21 protein-coding genes are annotated in these 17,564 nt (G+C 62.3%); 8 read left to right on the top strand and 13 right to left on the bottom strand.

Annotated features, from left to right (window positions below; translation table 11 throughout):
• Positions 1-111: 111 nt before the first annotated feature.
• From QLG12_RS17230 to QLG12_RS17215, 4 genes are all read right to left on the bottom strand, one after another.
• The gene (locus QLG12_RS17230; RefSeq protein WP_282474961.1) at positions 112-1,035 is read right to left on the bottom strand and encodes a biotin-dependent carboxyltransferase family protein; all 924 of its coding nucleotides are present in this window, start codon (positions 1,033-1,035) and stop codon (positions 112-114) included.
• Positions 1,032-1,736 carry an allophanate hydrolase subunit 1 gene (locus QLG12_RS17225; RefSeq protein WP_282474960.1) on the bottom strand — a complete coding sequence of 235 codons (705 nt, stop codon included), beginning with the start codon at positions 1,734-1,736 and terminating at the stop codon, positions 1,032-1,034. Before QLG12_RS17225 ends, QLG12_RS17230 begins: the two co-directional genes overlap by 4 nt.
• A complete protein-coding gene (locus tag QLG12_RS17220; protein ID WP_197871673.1) occupies positions 1,733-2,485 on the bottom strand; it encodes a 5-oxoprolinase subunit PxpA in 753 nt (250 codons plus the stop codon). The genes QLG12_RS17225 and QLG12_RS17220 overlap by 4 nt, the downstream gene beginning before the upstream one ends.
• A 66-nt stretch (positions 2,486-2,551) precedes the next feature.
• Positions 2,552-3,838 (bottom strand): MFS transporter, encoded by a 1,287-nt coding sequence (locus QLG12_RS17215; RefSeq protein WP_236193908.1) that lies wholly within the window; start codon positions 3,836-3,838, stop codon positions 2,552-2,554.
• 146 nt (positions 3,839-3,984) lie between these two features.
• Here QLG12_RS17215 and QLG12_RS17210 point away from each other — a divergent pair, with 146 nt between their 5' ends.
• Positions 3,985-4,896 carry a LysR family transcriptional regulator gene (locus QLG12_RS17210; protein ID WP_197871669.1) on the top strand — a complete coding sequence of 304 codons (912 nt, stop codon included), beginning with the start codon at positions 3,985-3,987 and terminating at the stop codon, positions 4,894-4,896.
• A gap of 34 nt (positions 4,897-4,930) precedes the next feature.
• Here the strand turns inward: QLG12_RS17210 and QLG12_RS17205 are convergent, their stop codons facing one another.
• From QLG12_RS17205 to QLG12_RS17195, 3 genes are read right to left on the bottom strand one after another with little or no spacing between them, the layout of a single operon-like run.
• Positions 4,931-5,473, bottom strand: a complete 543-nt coding sequence (locus tag QLG12_RS17205) for a DUF2937 family protein (protein ID WP_007956487.1) — start codon at positions 5,471-5,473, stop codon at positions 4,931-4,933.
• 14 nt (positions 5,474-5,487) lie between these two features.
• Positions 5,488-6,264 (bottom strand): class II glutamine amidotransferase, encoded by a 777-nt coding sequence (locus QLG12_RS17200; RefSeq protein WP_025110635.1) that lies wholly within the window; start codon positions 6,262-6,264, stop codon positions 5,488-5,490.
• 16 nt (positions 6,265-6,280) lie between these two features.
• Entirely contained in the window at positions 6,281-6,781 is a 501-nt protein-coding gene (locus tag QLG12_RS17195; protein ID WP_064383140.1) for a hypothetical protein, read from the bottom strand.
• A gap of 99 nt (positions 6,782-6,880) precedes the next feature.
• On the opposite strand from QLG12_RS17195, the gene QLG12_RS17190 reads away from it, so the two are divergent.
• Together QLG12_RS17190 and QLG12_RS17185 are read left to right on the top strand one after the other, a co-directional pair.
• Positions 6,881-8,935, top strand: a complete 2,055-nt coding sequence (locus QLG12_RS17190; protein ID WP_282474959.1) for a S9 family peptidase — start codon at positions 6,881-6,883, stop codon at positions 8,933-8,935.
• A 140-nt stretch (positions 8,936-9,075) separates the two neighbouring features.
• Positions 9,076-9,549 carry a cyclic nucleotide-binding domain-containing protein gene (locus QLG12_RS17185; protein WP_007956482.1) on the top strand — a complete coding sequence of 158 codons (474 nt, stop codon included), beginning with the start codon at positions 9,076-9,078 and terminating at the stop codon, positions 9,547-9,549.
• Here the strand turns inward: QLG12_RS17185 and QLG12_RS17180 are convergent.
• On the bottom strand, positions 9,546-9,830 hold the full coding sequence (locus QLG12_RS17180; RefSeq protein ID WP_236193911.1) for a hypothetical protein: 285 nt from the start codon (positions 9,828-9,830) through the stop codon (positions 9,546-9,548). The two genes, QLG12_RS17185 and QLG12_RS17180, sit on opposite strands and share 4 nt — an antisense overlap.
• An 80-nt stretch (positions 9,831-9,910) precedes the next feature.
• On the opposite strand from QLG12_RS17180, the gene QLG12_RS17175 reads away from it, so the two are divergent.
• The 4 genes from QLG12_RS17175 (at position 9,911) to QLG12_RS17160 (ending at position 12,155) form a co-directional block, all read left to right on the top strand.
• Positions 9,911-10,597 carry a hypothetical protein gene (locus QLG12_RS17175; RefSeq protein ID WP_011332930.1) on the top strand — a complete coding sequence of 229 codons (687 nt, stop codon included), beginning with the start codon at positions 9,911-9,913 and terminating at the stop codon, positions 10,595-10,597.
• Between the two features lie 48 nt (positions 10,598-10,645).
• A complete protein-coding gene (locus tag QLG12_RS17170) occupies positions 10,646-11,017 on the top strand; it encodes a YajD family HNH nuclease (RefSeq protein WP_007944009.1) in 372 nt (123 codons plus the stop codon).
• Between the two features lie 208 nt (positions 11,018-11,225).
• Positions 11,226-11,696 carry an RNA methyltransferase gene (locus QLG12_RS17165; protein WP_007958066.1) on the top strand — a complete coding sequence of 157 codons (471 nt, stop codon included), beginning with the start codon at positions 11,226-11,228 and terminating at the stop codon, positions 11,694-11,696.
• A gap of 81 nt (positions 11,697-11,777) precedes the next feature.
• Positions 11,778-12,155: a DUF2892 domain-containing protein gene (locus tag QLG12_RS17160; RefSeq protein WP_007958064.1), complete on the top strand. Its 378-nt coding sequence runs from the start codon at positions 11,778-11,780 to the stop codon at positions 12,153-12,155.
• Positions 12,156-12,323: 168 nt separating this feature from the next.
• On the opposite strand, the gene QLG12_RS17155 is transcribed toward QLG12_RS17160, so the two are convergent.
• Positions 12,324-13,553: a hypothetical protein gene (locus QLG12_RS17155; protein ID WP_282474958.1), complete on the bottom strand. Its 1,230-nt coding sequence runs from the start codon at positions 13,551-13,553 to the stop codon at positions 12,324-12,326.
• Positions 13,554-13,573: 20 nt separating this feature from the next.
• Positions 13,574-14,023: a YcgN family cysteine cluster protein gene (locus tag QLG12_RS17150; RefSeq protein ID WP_085700618.1), complete on the bottom strand. Its 450-nt coding sequence runs from the start codon at positions 14,021-14,023 to the stop codon at positions 13,574-13,576.
• Positions 14,024-14,302: 279 nt separating this feature from the next.
• On the opposite strand from QLG12_RS17150, the gene QLG12_RS17145 reads away from it, so the two are divergent.
• On the top strand, positions 14,303-14,896 hold the full coding sequence (locus QLG12_RS17145; RefSeq protein WP_011332926.1) for a nitroreductase family protein: 594 nt from the start codon (positions 14,303-14,305) through the stop codon (positions 14,894-14,896).
• A gap of 126 nt (positions 14,897-15,022) precedes the next feature.
• Here the strand turns inward: QLG12_RS17145 and QLG12_RS17140 are convergent, their stop codons facing one another.
• The 3 genes from QLG12_RS17140 to rnd all read right to left on the bottom strand — a co-directional run bounded on the left by QLG12_RS17140 (position 15,023) and on the right by rnd (position 17,485).
• Entirely contained in the window at positions 15,023-15,955 is a 933-nt protein-coding gene (locus QLG12_RS17140; protein ID WP_282474957.1) for a D-2-hydroxyacid dehydrogenase, read from the bottom strand.
• A gap of 106 nt (positions 15,956-16,061) precedes the next feature.
• Entirely contained in the window at positions 16,062-16,355 is a 294-nt protein-coding gene (locus QLG12_RS17135; protein ID WP_197871659.1) for a YcgL domain-containing protein, read from the bottom strand.
• A complete protein-coding gene (rnd, locus tag QLG12_RS17130) occupies positions 16,352-17,485 on the bottom strand; it encodes a ribonuclease D (protein WP_197871657.1) in 1,134 nt (377 codons plus the stop codon). Before rnd ends, QLG12_RS17135 begins: the two co-directional genes overlap by 4 nt.
• Between the last annotated feature and the right edge of the window lie 79 nt (positions 17,486-17,564).

Genomic DNA, 17,564 nt, shown 5'->3' with positions numbered 1-17,564 from the left:
TTGTCTGGACTGACGCCATCGCTGGCAAGCCAGCTCCCACAGGGATCGAGGTGAACACAAATCTTGTGAGCACCGCCGAACACTGTGGGAGCTGGCTTGCCAGCGATGCTTTTAGCGTTGTTTGAACTGGCGCAGATATTCGACGTGTTCCCGGTGTGCGACGTCCTGTACCACCGGGCGCAATCTGACCTTCGCTCCCGGCAGACACTGTGCCAGCCGCGCCAGCGCCAACGGCGTCAACGCGCCCAATCGCGGATAGCCGCCAATGGTCTGCCGATCATTGAGCAACACAATCGGCTGCCCGTCCGGCGGCACCTGCACCGCGCCCAGCGGAATGCCCTCGGAAATCATCGGTTTGCCCTGATACTGCAACGCCGTCCCCAGCCACCGAATGCCCATTCGGTCGGCGCGACTGTCCAGCGTCCAGGCACTGTTGAAGGCATCGAACAGGCTCTGCCCGCTGAACTGACCGATCTGCGCGCCGAGCACCAGATCGAGCGGTGCGTCGAGGCGCAGATCCGGTCGATGCTCCGCCGGCACCTCGCGCACCAACAGGGTTTCGCCCTGATAACTCAGCGAAGCGCCCTTGGCCAGCGGCAGGCCAAAACCATCGAGCCCGCCAAGCTCTTCGCGTACGACCGTGGCACTGCTGCCCAACACTTGCGGCGCACTGAAACCACCGGGCGCCGCCAGATAGGCCCGCGCGCCCAGCAACGGCTGGGTGAACGTCAAGGTCTGCCCTTTACGCAACTTGAAACTGCGCCACGGCGCCAACGCCTCACCGTCGATCTGCGCGCCAAGATCCGCGCCAGCCAATGCCAGCAGACAATCCTCTTGCGCCACCACCGTAAACCCGCCGAGGGTGATTTCGATCACCGGCACATCCAAGCCATTGCCCAGCAGCCAGTTGGCCCAGGCCATCGACCGCCAGTCCACCGCGCCGCCCTGGGTCACGCCCAGATGCCGTACGCCAAACCGGCCGGCATCCTGCAACAGGCACAGCGACGTACTCGCTTCAATCGTCAGTCGGCTCATGCGAGGGCCTCCAGAGGCGTGTCGTCACCGCCGAGGCGGATGAATTCGGCATGGCTCACTGCTTCAAAACGCACGGTATCGCCGGGCTGCATGAGGCTGTAGCCATCGCGTTCACGGTCGAACAACTTTGCCGGTGTGCGACCGATCAGGTTCCAGCCACCGGGGGACACCACCGGATACGCCGCTGTCTGCCGTTCGGCGATGCCGACGCTGCCGGCGGCGACTTTCTTGCGTGGGGTATTCAGACGCGGCGCCGCGAGGATTTCTTCCACCAGGCCCATGAAGGCAAACCCCGGTGCAAAGCCTAGGGCGAACACCTGATATTCACGGGCACTGTGGCGGCGGATCACTTCGTCCACCGACAAACCGCTGCGTTGCGACAGCAGGCTCAATTCCGGTCCGACGCTCAGGTCGTACCACACCGGCAGCACATGGCACTGGCCGCCGGTGCGCGCATTCGGCGACAGGTCGATCAGCGCTTCGGCGATCAACTCCCGCGCCTGATTCGGGCTCAACGCGGTCAGATCGTAATGCACCATCAACGTGGTGTACGACGGCACCAGATCGATCAGATGTTCGCCGAACACCGCGCGCAACCGCTCGCTGGCGGCGAGCATCCACGGCATGTTGGCTTCGGCGATTTCATCGAACAGGCGCAGCATCAGGCAATCCAGCGCCACCACTTCCACCCGCGGATTCATGGCGCGCTCTGCTCGTTCAAGGCCTGACGAATGCGCTGCACGGCGGCCACCGAACTGGCGTTGTCACCATGCACGCACAAGGTGTTGGCTTGCAGGTGCAGCACGCTGCCGTCGCTGGCGGTGAGGTTGTCGCCACGGGCGATGGTCAGCGCTTGGCCGATGATGGTTTCGCAATCGTGGTGCACCGCGCCCGGCAGTTGTCGCGAAACCAGTCGGCCGGCGCTGTCGTAGGCGCGGTCGGCGAAGGCTTCGAACCACAGAGTCATGCCGTATTCGTCGCCAAGCTGTTGCGCCGCTGTGTTGTCGCGGGTTGCCATCAGCATCAGCGGCAAGCTGCGGTCGTAAGCCGCGACGGCCTGAATCACCGCCCGCAACTGCGCCGGGTTGGCCATCATGTCGTTGTACATCGCGCCGTGGGGTTTGACGTAACTGACTTTGCCACCCTGGGCACGGCAAATGCCGTCGAGGGCGCCGATCTGGTAATGCAGGATGTCTTGCAGTTCCTGGGCGGTGTAGGCCATGGAACGTCGGCCGAACCCCACCAGATCCTGATAGGCCGGATGCGCGCCGATCTGCACGCCATGACTGAGGGCCAGGCTGACGGTCTTGCGCATGATGCCCGGGTCGCCGGCGTGGAAACCGCAGGCAATGTTGGCGCAGTCGATGAAGGGCATGACTTCCGCGTCCAGACCCATGGTCCAGCTGCCGAAGCTCTCGCCGATGTCACAGTTCAATAGCAGGCGGCTCACGGTGAACACTCCTGTAGTTCTTTTCTTTTTTTGCCGTGGGACAGACAGTGTCCCGCAGGTTATCAGTTACTGCGCGTCCAGTTGCTTGCCACGGGTTTCCGGCAGGCTCAATGCCGCGAGGATCACCACGCCGTAGGACACTGCCGCAAAGGCACCGATGCCGACACTCAGCGGCACTTTCTGGCTCAGCAGGCCGATCAGCAGCGGGAACAACGCCGCCAGCGCCCGGCCAATGTTGTAGCAGAAGCCCTGCCCCGAACCGCGAATCCGCGTCGGGAACAACTCAGTGAGAAACGCGCCCATCCCACTGAAAATCCCCGAGGCGAAAAAGCCCAGCGGGAAACCCAGCCACAGCATCACGCCGTTGCTGACCGGCAATTGGGTGTAGAGCAGAACGATGGTGAACGAGCCGACCGCGAACAGGATGAAGTTCCTCTTGCGGCCCAGCAGGTCGGTCAAATAGGCGCTGATCACGTAACCGGCGTAGGAACCGATGATCACCATCGCCAGATAACCGCCGGTGCCGAGTACGCTCAAACCGCGTTCGTTCTTCAGAAAAGTCGGCAGCCAGGAGGTAATCGCGTAATAACCGCCGAGGGCGCCAGTGGTCAGCAACGAGGCGCGAATCGTGGTGAAGAGCATGCCGGGGGCGAAGATCTCGTAGAACTTCGAAGGGCTGTCCGGGGTTTGCCTGGCCTTGGCTTCGCGATAAATCTCAGGATCTTTCACCAGACGCCGGACAAAAATCACGAACACCGCCGGCACGATGCCGAGGATAAACAGTGCACGCCAGGCATCCTCCGGCGGCAGCACCGAGAACAGCAGCGCATAGAGAATCGCCGTCAGGCCCCAACCCAAGGCCCAGCCGGATTGCACCATGCCTACTGCCTTGCCGCGATCCTTGGCGCGGATCACTTCACCGATCAGCACTGCGCCAGCCGTCCACTCGCCGCCGAAACCGAAGCCCATCAGGGTGCGGGCGATCAGTAATTGCTCGTAGTTCTGAGCAAAGCCGCAGAGGAAGGTGAAAAACGCAAACCACAACACCGTCAGTTGCAAAGTGCGCACGCGGCCGATGCGGTCGGAGAGAATCCCCGCCACCCAACCGCCGATGGCCGAAGCGATCAGGGTGCTGGTGTGGATCAGGCCGGCTTCGCCGGTGGTGATGCCCCACATCGCGATCAGGGTCGGCACCACGAAGCTGAGCATCTGGGTGTCCATGCCGTCCAGACCGTAGCCGATCTTGCAGCTCCAGAAGGTGCGGCGCTCCTGCTGATTGATGTTGCGATACCAGTCGAACGGGCCGGGACGGGCCGCAGTCTTGGGGAGGTCGAGGGTGTCGGGCGCGCTCATGGCATGTCTCCGCAGGCTTTTATTGGTCTTGTTCGAAGTTCCGACGACGCCTATCGTGGGAACCGGATGCGTCGATTCTTGGGTGCGTCACCCGGTCGCGTCCAACGAATAAAAACCCGCCCAAGACATAAGAAAAATTTGTTGCCATGAACCTGAAGTTTCTCGAAACCTTCGTCTGGGTCGCCCGGCTGAAAAGTTTTCGCCTGACCGCCGACAAGCTGTTCACCACTCAGGCCTCGATCTCGAGCCGGATCGCGGTGCTCGAAGGCGAGCTCGGGGTGAAGCTGTTCCTGCGCGATTCACGCGGCGTCAGCCTGACGCCCGAAGGTTTGAAAGTGCTGGACTATGCCGAGCAGATGCTCGACACGATGCAGGCGCTGAAACAGTCGATCGAGACCCGATCAAGCAAGGTCGGCCGGGTACGGATCGGGGTGATGGATACGGTGATCCACACTTGGCTCAGCCCGCTGGTGGCGCAGATGACCGATCTGTACCCACGGGTGGAAATCGAGCTGGTGGCGGATACCTCGCTGAACCTCTGCGATCAGCTGCAAAAAGGCTTTCTCGATCTGATTCTGCAAACCGATCTCGTGCGCCAGGAAAGCGTGCGCAGCCTGGAACTGGCCAGCCACCCCATCGGCTGGATCGTCGCCAGCAACTCGATCTACAACCGCGACTATCAAAGCCTCGCCGACCTGGCCCAGGAACGGATCATCACCTACTCGAAAAACTCCCGGCCGCACCAGGACATCCTGGCGTTGATGCAGACCCAAGGTGTGTTGGCGCCACGGTTGAACTGTGTGAATTCGGTGTCGGCGATTACCCGGCTGTTACGCGACGGGTTCGGCATTGGCGCGTTGCCGCCGGTGCTGGTGGCCGAGGAACTGGCGCGGGGCGAACTGACCTTGCTCGACATCGAACAGCGCCCGCCAAACCTGCAAGTCGTGGTGTCGTGGCGGGTCGGTGTGGAATGGGTCGAGGAGATTGTGACGCTGTGTCAGCAGGTGCTGGAGGAATATGCGCGCAAGGTGGGCAAGGATTACATCGCTTTAAGTTGATCGTTCCCACTGCGTGGGAACGATGCATCGAAGCTTACAGCCCGCGCACATCCCGGTCTTCGATCGGCCGGCTCTGGCGCAGGCGCTTGCCGCCCAGCACCACCCAGTCGATCAGACGGAACAGGCACTCCAGGCCGAACGACAGCAGCAGCGCGCCGCTCATGCCCCAGATCATCGCTTCCGGCGTCAGCAGGATCTGGTAGCTGTAGCCGTTCCAGGTTTCCTTGCGGATATCCGGATCGGCGGCCAGCACCACTTGCAGGAAGCGGATGTACCACGGGCCTTGCATCGCCTGGAATTGCTTGTCCAGCGCCAGCTGACGGTTGAGCAAAGTGCTCAAGCTGTCGGCATCGCTGCGAAACACCGGGTCTTCGCTGGCGCGATAGTGGGCGACCAGCGCCTGGATATCACCCTTGAAAAACTGCTCGGCGGTGCCCTGGAAGCCGCGCAGACCGGTCTGCGCCTCGATCAGGTGCGCTTCGACCCGCTTGGCGTAATCGTTGATGAAGCCGGGCACCTGGACGCCGATCAACAGGCCCGCCGCAAACAACACCAGCCGTAGATAACTGAGCAACATCGAGGAGAGATCCTTTATTCGGTCGTGCCCTGGCTGACGCATTCGCCGCGTCGCCACAGGCTCCATTGGCCCGGTTCGTAGCGGGTCCAGGTTTCGTTTTCGGTCAAGGGTTCGGTGGCAATCACCGTCACCACGTCGTTGGGCGTGGTTTCGGCCTGGAAATCGACGATCACATCGACGTCCTTGAGCCGCGCCGGGCCAAACGGAGCGCGTCGGGTGATCTGCGCCAGTTTGGTCGAGCAATAGCAGAACAGCCAGTCGCCGTCGCTCAGCAGGCAGTTGAACACGCCCTTACTGCGATATTCGGCGCAGGCCGCGACCAGATCCGGCAGCAGCACTTCTATATCGACCGGTTCCGGAAACGCTGCACGTACGCGATTGAGCAAATCGCAGAACGCCGCTTCGCTGTCGGTATCGCCGACCGGGCGGTAAAAACTCTTGATCGGGGTGAAATCGGCGAGCTGGCCGTTGTGCGCGAAGCACCAGTTGCGCCCCCACAGTTCGCGGACGAACGGGTGGGTGTTGGACAGGCAGACCTTGCCGACGTTGGCCTGACGGATATGACCGATGACCACTTCACTCTTGATCGGATAGCGCTGCACCAGATTGGCGACTTCCGACTCGCTGCTGGCCGCCGGGTCCTGGAACAGGCGCAAGCCGCGCCCTTCGTAGAAGGCAATGCCCCAGCCGTCGCGGTGTGGCCCGGTGCGACCACCGCGCTGCATCAACCCGGTGAAGCTGAACACGATGTCGGTCGGCACGTTGGCACTCATGCCCAGTAATTCACACATGTGCGGACTCTCGTGATTACAGCCGCGGCTCGACCCGCATGCGCTGCGGATTGCTCGGTACCGGCGGGCGACCGTAGCGGTCATCGCCGGCGCCGCCGAACGGTTGATCGGCGTCACGCTCGTCTTCGGCGCGGGCGGCTGCGCGAGCCGCTTCGGCCTGTTCCTTGCGAGCGTTCGAAGCGCGCTCGATCGGGAAGCGGATCAGCACGAAAATCAGGTACAGGCCGAACGCGATCATGGCGTACATGAGCAGTTCGGAAATGGCGCGCCAGGCGTTGTTGCCAACCTTGAACGCCAGATCCAGCGCGGTGATGGCGATGGCCGGCGCGAATTTTTCCTTCACCGGGTCAATGATGGTCGGGCTGAACAGCAACACCGCCATCAATACACGCAGCGGCTCGCGCAGCCAGCGCCACATCCAGCGGGTCATGCGCATCCACACCAGCAGGCAGCCCACGGCGGCAAAGGCGTAAAGGCCCCAGGCGATCAGATAGTCGTTCTCGGTCATGGTGTCCATGGCAAGGCAGGCAAAGAGGCGCTTATAGTAACGACTTTTCGCACGTCAGGCTTCCCCGCCGTCCGTGCGGCCCTTATTTGTCATGTCCGAGAGCTTTCCATGCCCGTATCCGCCAACGTCATCAGCGCCCCGATTGCCCACAAGGCCGCCGGTCACGACCCGTACGCCTGGCTGCAGGAACGCGACACCGACGCGGTGCTCGACTACCTCAAGGCTGAAAACGACTACCAGCAGGCGCAGACCGCCGATCAGGCCGAACTGCGCGAAACCCTGTTCGAAGAGATCAAGGGCCGGATCCTCGAAACCGACCTGTCCCTCCCCTCGCCGTGGGGCCCGTACCTGTATTACACCCGCACCACCGCAGGTGACGAATACGCTCGCCACTACCGTTGCCCGCGTCCGGCCGACGACAGCCTGACCCTCGACGAAAGCCGCGAACAGCTGCTGCTCGACCCGAATGCTCTGGCCAATGGCGGCTTTTTCTCCCTCGGCGCGTTCAGCATCAGCCCGGATCACCAGCGCCTGGCCTACAGCGTTGATGCCTCGGGCGACGAGATTTACACGCTGTTCGTGAAGGAATTACCCAGCGAGCGTGTCAGCGAACTGGAATTCCAGGACTGCGACGGCAGCATGACTTGGGCCAATGACAGCCTGACCCTGTTCTTCGGCGTGCTCGACGACACCCATCGCCCGCACAAACTGTTCCGCTACCGCCTGGACGGCACCGCCGCCGAAGAGGTATTCCACGAACCGGACGGGCGTTTCTTCCTGCATTGCTACCGCGCCAGCTCCGAGCAGCAATTGCTGTTGTCGCTGGGTAGCAAGACCACCAGCGAAGTCTGGGCGCTGGATGCCAATCAGCCGCAGCAGCCATTCACTTGCCTGGCGCCACGGGTCGAGGATCACGAATACGACGTCGATCACGGCAAGCTCGATGGCGAATGGACCTGGTTCATCCGCACCAACCGCGACGGCATCAACTTCGCCCTGTATCAGGCGCCGGACACCGGTATTGCACCGAGCGAAGCCGACTGGCAGAACCTGATCCCGCACAGCGATTCGGTAATGCTCGATGGCGTGACCCTCAACGCCGAAGCCCTGACCCTGAGCCTGCGTGAAGGTGGTCTGCCGATCATCGAAGTTCGTCCACACGGTCTGGCGCCTTATCGCGTGCAATTGCCAGACGCGGCCTACAGCCTCTATGTGCAAAACAGCCTGGAATTCCAAAGCGACCGCATTCGCCTGCGCTATGAAGCGCTGAATCGTCCGGCTCAGGTTCGGCAACTGATCCTCGCCACCGGCGAACAGTCCGTCCTCAAGGAAACCCCGGTGCTCGGCCCGTTCGACGCCGACGCCTACGTCAGCCAGCGCCTGTGGGCGACTGCACCGGACGGCACCCAGGTGCCGATCAGTGTGGTGATGAAACGGGAAATGGTCGGCAAACCCGTGCCGCTGTACCTGTACGGTTACGGCGCTTACGGTTCGAGCCTCGATCCGTGGTTTTCCCACGCCCGCCTGAGCCTGCTGGATCGCGGCATGGCGTTCGCCATCGCCCACGTTCGCGGCGGTGGTGAACTGGGCGAAGCCTGGTACCGCGCCGGCAAGCAGGAGCACAAGCACAACACCTTCAGCGACTTCATTGCCTGCGCCGAATTTCTGATCCTCAACGGCATCACCACCGCGCCACAACTGGCGATCAGCGGTGGCAGCGCCGGTGGTTTGTTGATCGGCGCGGTGCTCAACCAGCGTCCGGATCTGTTCGGCGTGGCGATTGCCGAAGTGCCGTTCGTCGACGTGCTCAACACCATGCTCGACCCGGATCTGCCGCTGACCGTCACCGAATACGACGAGTGGGGCAACCCGGAAGAACCGGAGGTCTACGAGCGGATCAAGGCCTACGCGCCGTACGAAAACGTCACCGCGCAGGCGTATCCCGCAACACTGGTGATCGCCGGCTACAACGACAGCCGCGTGCAGTATTGGGAAGCGGCCAAGTGGGTGGCGAAATTGCGCGCGACCAAGACCGATGACAATCTGCTGCTGCTCAAAACTGAACTGGGCGCCGGCCACGGCGGCATGAGCGGGCGTTATCAGGGATTACGTGACGTAGCGCTCGAATATGCATTTGTTTTCAAGGTTCTGGGCATCGCCTGAGGAACTCCGCCGGTCACTTGGGTCTTAATTCCAGACATTAAGAGCCGATACACATAGAACCCTGTGGGAGCGGACAAGCCCGCTCCCACAAGGAATGTGTAACGCGCGGAAACCGTGAAAAACAAAAAGACTGTGACGACATGTCAGAACCAACCCTACTGAACAACGAAATCCGCGACTGGCTGATGGACTGCGGCCTGTTCGATCAATTGCAACTGGCGGATTTCGCCGCCGCCTCGGGCTACTTCAGCATCAGCACCGTGGCTGAAGGCGAAGCGATCTTTCGCGAAGGCGATGCCGGCAGTTTCATGTGCATCATCCACACCGGCCAGGTGGCCGTGCAGAAAACCGGCGGCGACGGTCAGGTTGTGACCATGGCCACCCTGCGCAGCGGCCGGGCGTTCGGCGAAATGGCCGTACTCGACGGCGAACGCCGTTCGGCGACCTGCGTGGCGGCGAGCAACTGTCAGTTGCTCAACCTCGGCAAGGATTCGCTGGAAAAAATGCTCAACGATGCGCCGAAGATCGCCGCCAAGATCATCCGCGCCCTCGCCGTCTCCCTGTCCAAACGCCTGCGCATGGCTGACGGCCAGCTCGCCGCCCAGCAGATCTAGCCCCCCGGGGATTTGGCTTTGCTTTCATTCTGTTCCAGGCCCGGCAAGGGCTGATCCTTGGTTGGCGGGCTGGGCATTTCGATCGGCACCAGCGGCGGGCCGCCACTACCGGGGCCGGCCTTGGGAATCGGCACCGGACTGATCTGCGGATACGGGGTTGGCGTCGCCGTGCCGGGCGAGCCCGGTTGCGGTGTCGGGCTGACGGGAATCGTCTGTTGCGCCTGTACGGCAGTTATCGAGAGCGCGGCCAGGGTAATGACCGTTAGAATGGTGCGCTTCATCAAGGGCTCCGTTGGCCTGAAGTCTGCCTTCAGGCTACTCCCAACGCGCCGGCTTGCCTTCCCCCCCTGTAGAGATTTCCATGAAACGTTTCGTTCTGCTCGACACCACGCCGATCCCCGACAACGGCGGCGCCCTGTGCCTGTTCGAGTATGGCGAGGACTTCGTCATCAAGATCCAGGGCGGAGACGGCGGACAATTGATGAACACCCGCATGCACGGCTCCGAAGATGCACTGGCCGAAATCCCCTGCCGCAAGGTCGCCGGCCGGCCGAACTCGCGGGTGTTGATCGGCGGTCTGGGCATGGGCTTCACCCTCGCCTCCGCGCTCAAGCATCTGGGCAAGAGTGCTGAAGTAGTGGTCGCCGAACTGGTGCCCGGGGTGGTCGAGTGGAACCGTGGCCCGCTCGGTGAAAAGTCCGGACGCCCGCTGCTCGATCCGCGCACGGTGATTCGCCAGGAAGACGTGGCCAAGGTGCTGCAAAGCGAGCCGAACGGCTTCGACGCGATCATGCTCGACGTCGACAACGGCCCCGAAGGCCTGACCCAGAAGGCCAACAGCTGGCTGTATTCCGCCGCCGGTCTTGCCGCGTGCGCCAAAGCGATGCGGCCCAAAGGCGTGCTCGCGGTGTGGTCGGCCAGCGCCGACCGGCAGTTTTCCGACAAATTGAAGAAGGCCGGTTTCAAGGCCGAGGAAGTCCAGGTCTTCGCCCACGGCAACAAGGGCACGCGCCACACGATCTGGATTGCCGAGAAGCTCAAGGGCTGAGCTAAACTTGCCCCATAACCGTCATTAGTCTTCTGCAAAGGTGAACCCATGAGTTCGTCCACCCCGACCAACACTTCGAAGCTGGATCGCATCCTCGCCGACAACCAGCGCGACAAGGAAATGGGCTACCGCGACAAGGCCCTGAAGATGTACCCGCACGTGTGCGGCCGCTGCGCCCGTGAGTTTTCCGGCAAGCGCCTGAGCGAGCTGACCGTGCACCACCGCGACCACAACCACGACAACAACCCGCAGGACGGTTCCAACTGGGAACTGCTGTGCCTGTATTGCCACGACAACGAACACTCGCGCTACACCGACCAGCAGTACTTCGGCGAAGGCTCGCTGAGCACGCCGAAAATCGCCAAGGCTACTCACAATCCGTTTGCGGCGCTGGCCGGGCTGATGAAGAAAGAAGACTGAAGATCTTCAGTGGCCACACCGGCCCATTCGCGGGCAAGCCCTATCCCACAGGTTTCTCTGGTGTAATCAGATTTTGTGAACGATCGAGATCACTGTGGGAGCTGGCTTGCCAGCGATGAGGCCAGCCCAGACACCACAACGCTTGAACCTGCCCGCCCTCCCCCAATCCCCGTATAATCGCCCTCTTTTTCCCGAAGGCACCCCGCTCGTGGCAGACAAACGGTACAGCTGCATTGGTTTGTATAACCCCAAATCACCGGAAAACGTCGGTTCGGTGATGCGCGCCGCAGGCTGCTACGGCGTGTCGACCGTGTTCTACACCGGCAAGCGCTATGAACGCGCCGCCGACTTCGTCACCGACACCAAGCGCGTGCACTACGACATTCCACTGATCGGCATCGACGACCTGAAAAAGATCCTGCCGCTCAATTGCGTCCCGGTCGCCGTGGAACTGGTCGATGGCGCCCGCCCGCTGCCGGAATACACCCACCCGGATCGCGCCCTGTACATCTTCGGCCCCGAAGACGGCTCGCTGGATCAGGAGATCCGCGACTGGTGCGAAGACGTCGTGTACATCCCGACCACCGGTTGCATGAACCTCGCCGCCACGGTCAACGTCGTGCTCTACGACCGCATGGCCAAAGGCCTGAACACCCGCTCCGGGCCGAAATTCCGCTGAAACGCCGCACATCCGATGGAACGAGCTGACCGCCTGCGCAGTCAGCTTGTTTATCCATTACTCATTGCCTGGAGAAAGATCATGACCGAGCTCAAACGCGTCGAGCGTATCGAATCCACCCCGTTTCAGAGCCGTTCCGAGCAGAACGTCGAAGGCTGGGAGCGCATCGGCTCGCTGGCCGGCGGCGTGATCATGGTCGGCAAGGGCCTGCGCCGTGGCGGCGTATTCGGGCTGATTCAGGTGGCGATTGGCGGCGTGGCCATGGCCCGCGGCATCACCGGGCACAGCTCGGTGAAAAGCCTGCTGGAGAAAAGCCGTCAGGACATGAATAACGTGCGGGCGAAGATCGAGCGGGCCGGTGAAGAACTGAGCAAGCTCAAAGCCAATGCCGAGGCGGCGACCAAGACCGCCACCGTGACCGGCAATGACTCGGTGAAATCGCCGAAAGCCGGGGTCTGATCCGGCATTTGCGGTGGGGCTGAGGGCCTCATCGCTGGCAAGCCAGCTCCCACAATGTTTTGAGTTGGGCACAAATCAGTGTCCAACCCACAAACCGATTTGGGCGGGACAAAAAATCAGTGCTCACCGCACAAATCTGTGGGAGCTGGCTTGCCAGCGTAGGCGGTTTTACTGCAGTAACCCGGTATCAAGGACTTTGGACGGCTCGCCGAGAATGCTTTCGGCGAGTTGCACGAATTCTTTTGTATCGACAGTCCCCAGGTGCATCGCCCCGCGCAGCACGTCGTCCAGCGAGCGCTTGTTGCGGGTCTTCAGGCGAATCTCGCCATCCAGCTCCTGCAACAACAGCACCGCTTTCGACAGCTGCGCGGAGCTGATCTGCTCGCCGCGCAGGGTCGTGACTTTCTGGCTGTCCTTGGTCAGTTTTGCCTGCAACGCCTGATACCGCTCGTCACTCATGCCGCCGGCACGGCGCACCAGTTCGATCGCGTAATACTCCGCAAAACCCTCGCTGATCCAGTCGCTGCGCTGCTCGTCGTTGATCCGTCCGAACACCTGCGCCAGCTCGCGCACCAGGGCGCTGCTGCCGTTTTCGCTGACCAGCGGCAACCGCGTGTTGAGGTAGATCGACTCTCGCGCCGCGAGGCTGCCACGCCACATCGGGTCGTTGGCGCCGACAATCAGCAGTTTGCTCGGATGGCGCGGAAACACCGCCTGCACCTGCGGCCAGACAAACGTCAGCAGCGTCAGCACATCCATCCGGCGCATGCCCTGCCCTTGCGGCGAGGCCACGGTGACTTCGGTTTCCCCCAGTCGAGTGCGGCGGCTGCCGAGGTGGCCGGCGAGCATCCAGCCGGTCGGGCGGTCGAACAGGCGTGACGGATTGTCGATGCGGAATTTGTTCTTGCCGATGCGCGGCCAGGCGGTTTCGACGCTTTTCCAGCCGTCGGGCAATTCGAAGTGCAGGCGTGCGACCAGTTCGACGCCGTCCTGCTGATCGAGCCTGGCCGGCGGCACCAGTTCATCGCCGCGCATCAGCGCCCAGGTCGGGGTCATGCGCGTGTCGAAGCTGCCGTTCTTGCGGCCGTGGCTGATGCGTACGCGATAGGTCAGGCTGGCCTTGTCCGCTGTCGGTCGCCAGACCCCGCGCGCCGCTTTGCCCGGCGTCAGTTGCCACTGGCCGTCGGCCTTGAAGTCGCTGTAGTGGCTGCCGTCGCCGAGGTCGAAATCCAGGCTGCGCACGACTTCGCCCTTGGCGAGGCTCACGCGCACTTCGGCCTGATCGCTCTGCGGCAGCAGGCGTACCTGATAATCCAGATCGACTTTCTTCGCCGCCCACACCGGCGCACTCAGCGCCAGCAGCGTGACGCTCAGCGCCCGGCGCAATCCCGTCGCCATACCTGCTCCTGGGTCAATCGTTAACCTGCGCGGAAAATCAGGTGATCTTCCCAGTCGTCTTCCGGCACGCTGCCTTCGGCGAGCATGCGCCCCGACTGAGAAATCCGTTCGTGGTGTACAGCGTCGCGATCACCGCAGACCAGGTGATGCCACAGCGGCAGATCCTTGCCTTCGCTGACCAGCCGATAACCGCAGGTCGGCGGCAGCCATTTGAAGGCTTCGGCCTGACCGGGGGTGAGCTGGATGCAGTCCGGGACAAACTTCATGCGGTTCGGATAATCGCTGCACTGGCAGGTTTTCAGGTCCAGCAGTTTGCAGGCGATGCGCGTGTAATAGACGCTGTTGTCTTCCTCATCCTCGAGCTTTTGCAGGCAGCACAGGCCGCAACCGTCGCACAGCGATTCCCATTCCTCGTGGTCGAGTTGATCGAGGGTTTTGCGTATCCAGAACGGTTCGACTTTGGCGGCCATGGCTCAAGCATCAACATCAGGTGGTGAAAAGGCCGCCAGTCTAGTGCCCAAGGCCCCGTGATCCAAGCGCTGGCGACTGCCGGTTGTGCGGGGCTTGTCAGTTTTTGCGCGGCCAAGTAGCTTTGCCGGTCACACCAGGCCTTTGCCGGATGCCATTAACGCTCGACCGCGTCGTCTCCGGTGAACTGCAGGCTTGCGCCACAACCCCATCGTTCAGCCCAACTGATCCCGCCGGGTTTCGCTTCCAACCTGTCCTCAAACGTAGCAAGGAATCTTTCGATGAGTGCCAACCCTCGCGTTGCCGAATACGCCATTCACCCGCAGTTCACTGATCGCTGGTCGCCCCGCGCCTTCACCGGCGAAGCGATTCCGGAAGAAACCCTGCTGAGCTTCTTCGAAGCCGCACGCTGGGCACCGTCGGCGTATAACTCGCAGCCGTGGCGTTTTCTCTACGCCCGTCGCGATACGCCGAACTGGGAGCGTTACCTGGGCCTGCTCAATGAATTCAACCGCAGCTGGGCACAGCACGCGTCGGCGCTGGTGATCGTGATTTCGAAAACCACCTTCACCGCACCGGGCGCGACCGAGGAAACGCCGGCGCTGTGGCACACCTTCGACACAGGTTCCGCCTGGGGCCATCTGGCGCTGCAAGCGAGCCTGAGCGGCTGGCACACCCACGGCATGGCCGGCTTCGATCAGGAGCTGACCCGCAAGGAGCTGAACATTCCAGAAGGTTATGCGCTGCATGCCGCCGTAGCGGTGGGCAAGCTGGGTGACAAGGCAACCCTGGCGGATTACCTGCAAGCACGGGAAACGCCGAGCCCGCGTCGTCCGCTGAGCGAACTGGCGGCTGAAGGCGACTTCACCCTCTAAACCATGGCGTCTAACGAAATGTGGGAGCGGGCTTGCTCGCGAAGAGGGCTTACCAGTCGACGACTTGGCTGACTGATAAACCGCTTTCGCGAGCAAGCCCGCTCCCACATTTTTCACTGCGGTGAATCAGTAACCGCGTGCGAAATCCACTTCCCCGCGCAACGCCTCTCCCGCCTGATACACCCGCACGTTATCCAGAAACAACTGCACCATCATCGGCGGCGAGGTCGGCGCCGAGCTGTGACCGGTCAGCAACAAGCCCCAGGCGGTCCAGAACGGATGCCGCTGCGGCAATGGTTCCTGACGGCAGACGTCGATCACCGCGCCCGCCAGATGGCCTTCCTTCAATGCTTCGACCAGATCCGCATCGACCACCGCGACACCGCGTCCGGCGTTGATGAACAACCCGGTCGGCTTGAATTGCTTGAACAGCGCCGCATCGTAAATGTCGTGGGTGTGCTCGGTGTTGGGCAGCAGGTTGACCACGTAATCCGCCTCGCCGACCAGACGCGGCAAGTCCGCCATCGAACCGACCTCGACAAACGGCGCCTGTTCGCGAGCGCTGCTGGCGATGCCGTACAACTCGACGCCGAACGGCAGCAGGAACTGCGCCACGCTCTGGCCGATGTCACCGGTGCCGACGATCAGCACCTTGCGCCCGACCAGACTCTGGCCGGTGCGGTTGTCCCACTTGCGCTCGACCTGGCTGACCAGTCGCGCCAGCACTTCGCGCTCGTGGCCGAGCATGTAAGTCAGCACGTATTCAGCCATGACCTGGCCGAAAATGCCGACGGCCCGGGTCAGGCGGTAATCCCGGCGCAGGCCGTCGGCCAGCAGCGGCGTGATCCCGGCCCAGGTCGATTGCAGCCATTGGGGCTGGTGGCCCTGACGCAACAGGGTCGCCAGCAGATCCGGCTGACCCAGCCACACCGGGCAATCAACGGCCTGGCGGGCCAGTTCGGCGGAGTCACCGCTGGTCAGTACTTCAAGCTCCGGGGCCGCCTGACGCAGCAGTCGGGCGTATATCGCGTGGTCGTGTTCAGCAATCAGAACGCGCATCTTCAAACCTTTCGCAAACCGTGCAGGCGGCCGTCCACTTCGTGGCAGCCGTCGCCGTAAAAACCGTTCCAGGGGTTACCAGAGGCCCAGGACAGGGCCTCGCGGATCAGACCGGATCGTTGCGTCGCAGCAACTCTTCGGGCAGGTGTTCGATGTACTCGTCCTCGGCCGGTGGCATTTGCAGGTGATAGCCCTGCTTTTCGAGGTTTTCCAGGACCACGGCGATGTCTTCGCTGGCCAGCTTGCGCTCCGGGGTCAGTACCAGATCGAAGGAATGCCTGGCCTTGCCGAACGCCGCCATCAGGCCTTCCGGCACGCGCTCCAGCGCATCGCTTTTGAGCACGTAAAGGTACATGCCGCTTTTCTTCGAACTTTGATAAATGGAACAAATACGTTTCAAGGCTGTTCTCCGGCGGTGGCCAGGCTGTCGAGCAGCTTCTGGCCCATCAATTCGCGGCGCCAGCCACGCAGCGAATCAGGCAATTGGTAAGGGCCCTCGGGGAAACCGCTTTTGACCAGCGCTTCGAGGGTTTTCTTGCGCAGCATCAGTTCCGGCGCGATGCCCAGACGTTCCGCTTCGGCCTGACCGAGCGCCCGCAGCTGTTTGATCAGGGCGGCGGCTTCGATCGGCAACGGCTCCGGCACGGCTGGCGGCCATTGATCAGGCCCCACACTGCCAGAGCGCTTGATCAGATCAAGCAGAAACTCGCCGTCCTGACGCACGGTACGCGGATGCATGTCTTCAATCTTGCCCAGCGCGCTGAGGTTGTCCGGTTGCGTGCGGGCCAGCGGCCACAACGAATGCTCACGGATAATACGGTTGCGCGGCAGGTCCCGCGCACGGGCCTCGCGCTCGCGCCAGGCGCACAATTCGCGCAGCACAGCCAGTTGGGCGCGGGACAGTTTCCACGCCAGCTTGGCTTCGCGATACACCTCGTACGGATCAGTTTCGCGGCGCAGGTTGGCGACCAGTTCGGCGCCGTCCTCCAGCACCCAGGCGTATTTGTCGTCGGACAGTTTCGGACGCAGTTGTACGAAAACCTCCGCCAGATGCACGGCGTCTTCGGCGGCATAGCTGATTTGCGTGTCGGACAACGGACGCTGCAACCAGTCGGAACGGGTTTCGCCCTTCGGCAGTTCGATGCCGAGCACTTCCTGCACCAGACGCGAATAACCCATCGAGAACCCGAGGTTCAGGTAGGCAGCGGCCAGTTGGGTATCGAACAGCGGCGCCGGCAGGCTGCCGGTCAGGCGCAGCAGGACTTCGAGGTCTTCGCTGCAGGCGTGCAGGACTTTGAGCACCGCCGGGTTTTCCAGCAACGCGGCCAAGGGCTGCCAGGCGTTGATGGTCAGCGGGTCGATCAGGTAGGCGCGTTTGCCGTCGCCGACCTGCAACAGGCCGGCAATCGGGTAGAAGGTGTCGACCCGCATGAATTCGGTGTCGAGGGCAACGAACGGCAGCTGCTGCCACTCGGCGCAAAACTGCGCGAGGCTATCGTTGTCGCGAATCCAGTGAATATCGATGGCCACACGGCTCTCCCTTCAAGAATGGCGCGCAGTATATATCGCCACCGGCGCTTTCCGCGCCTCTACAGGGCAAGAGCTTGAT

This window comes from Pseudomonas sp. V88_4, from assembly GCF_029967985.1.
GTDB lineage: Bacteria > Pseudomonadota > Gammaproteobacteria > Pseudomonadales > Pseudomonadaceae > Aquipseudomonas > Aquipseudomonas glycinae.
The sequence above is the reverse complement of the archived record's forward strand: the minus strand, read 5'-3'. Positions and strand labels throughout refer to the sequence as shown.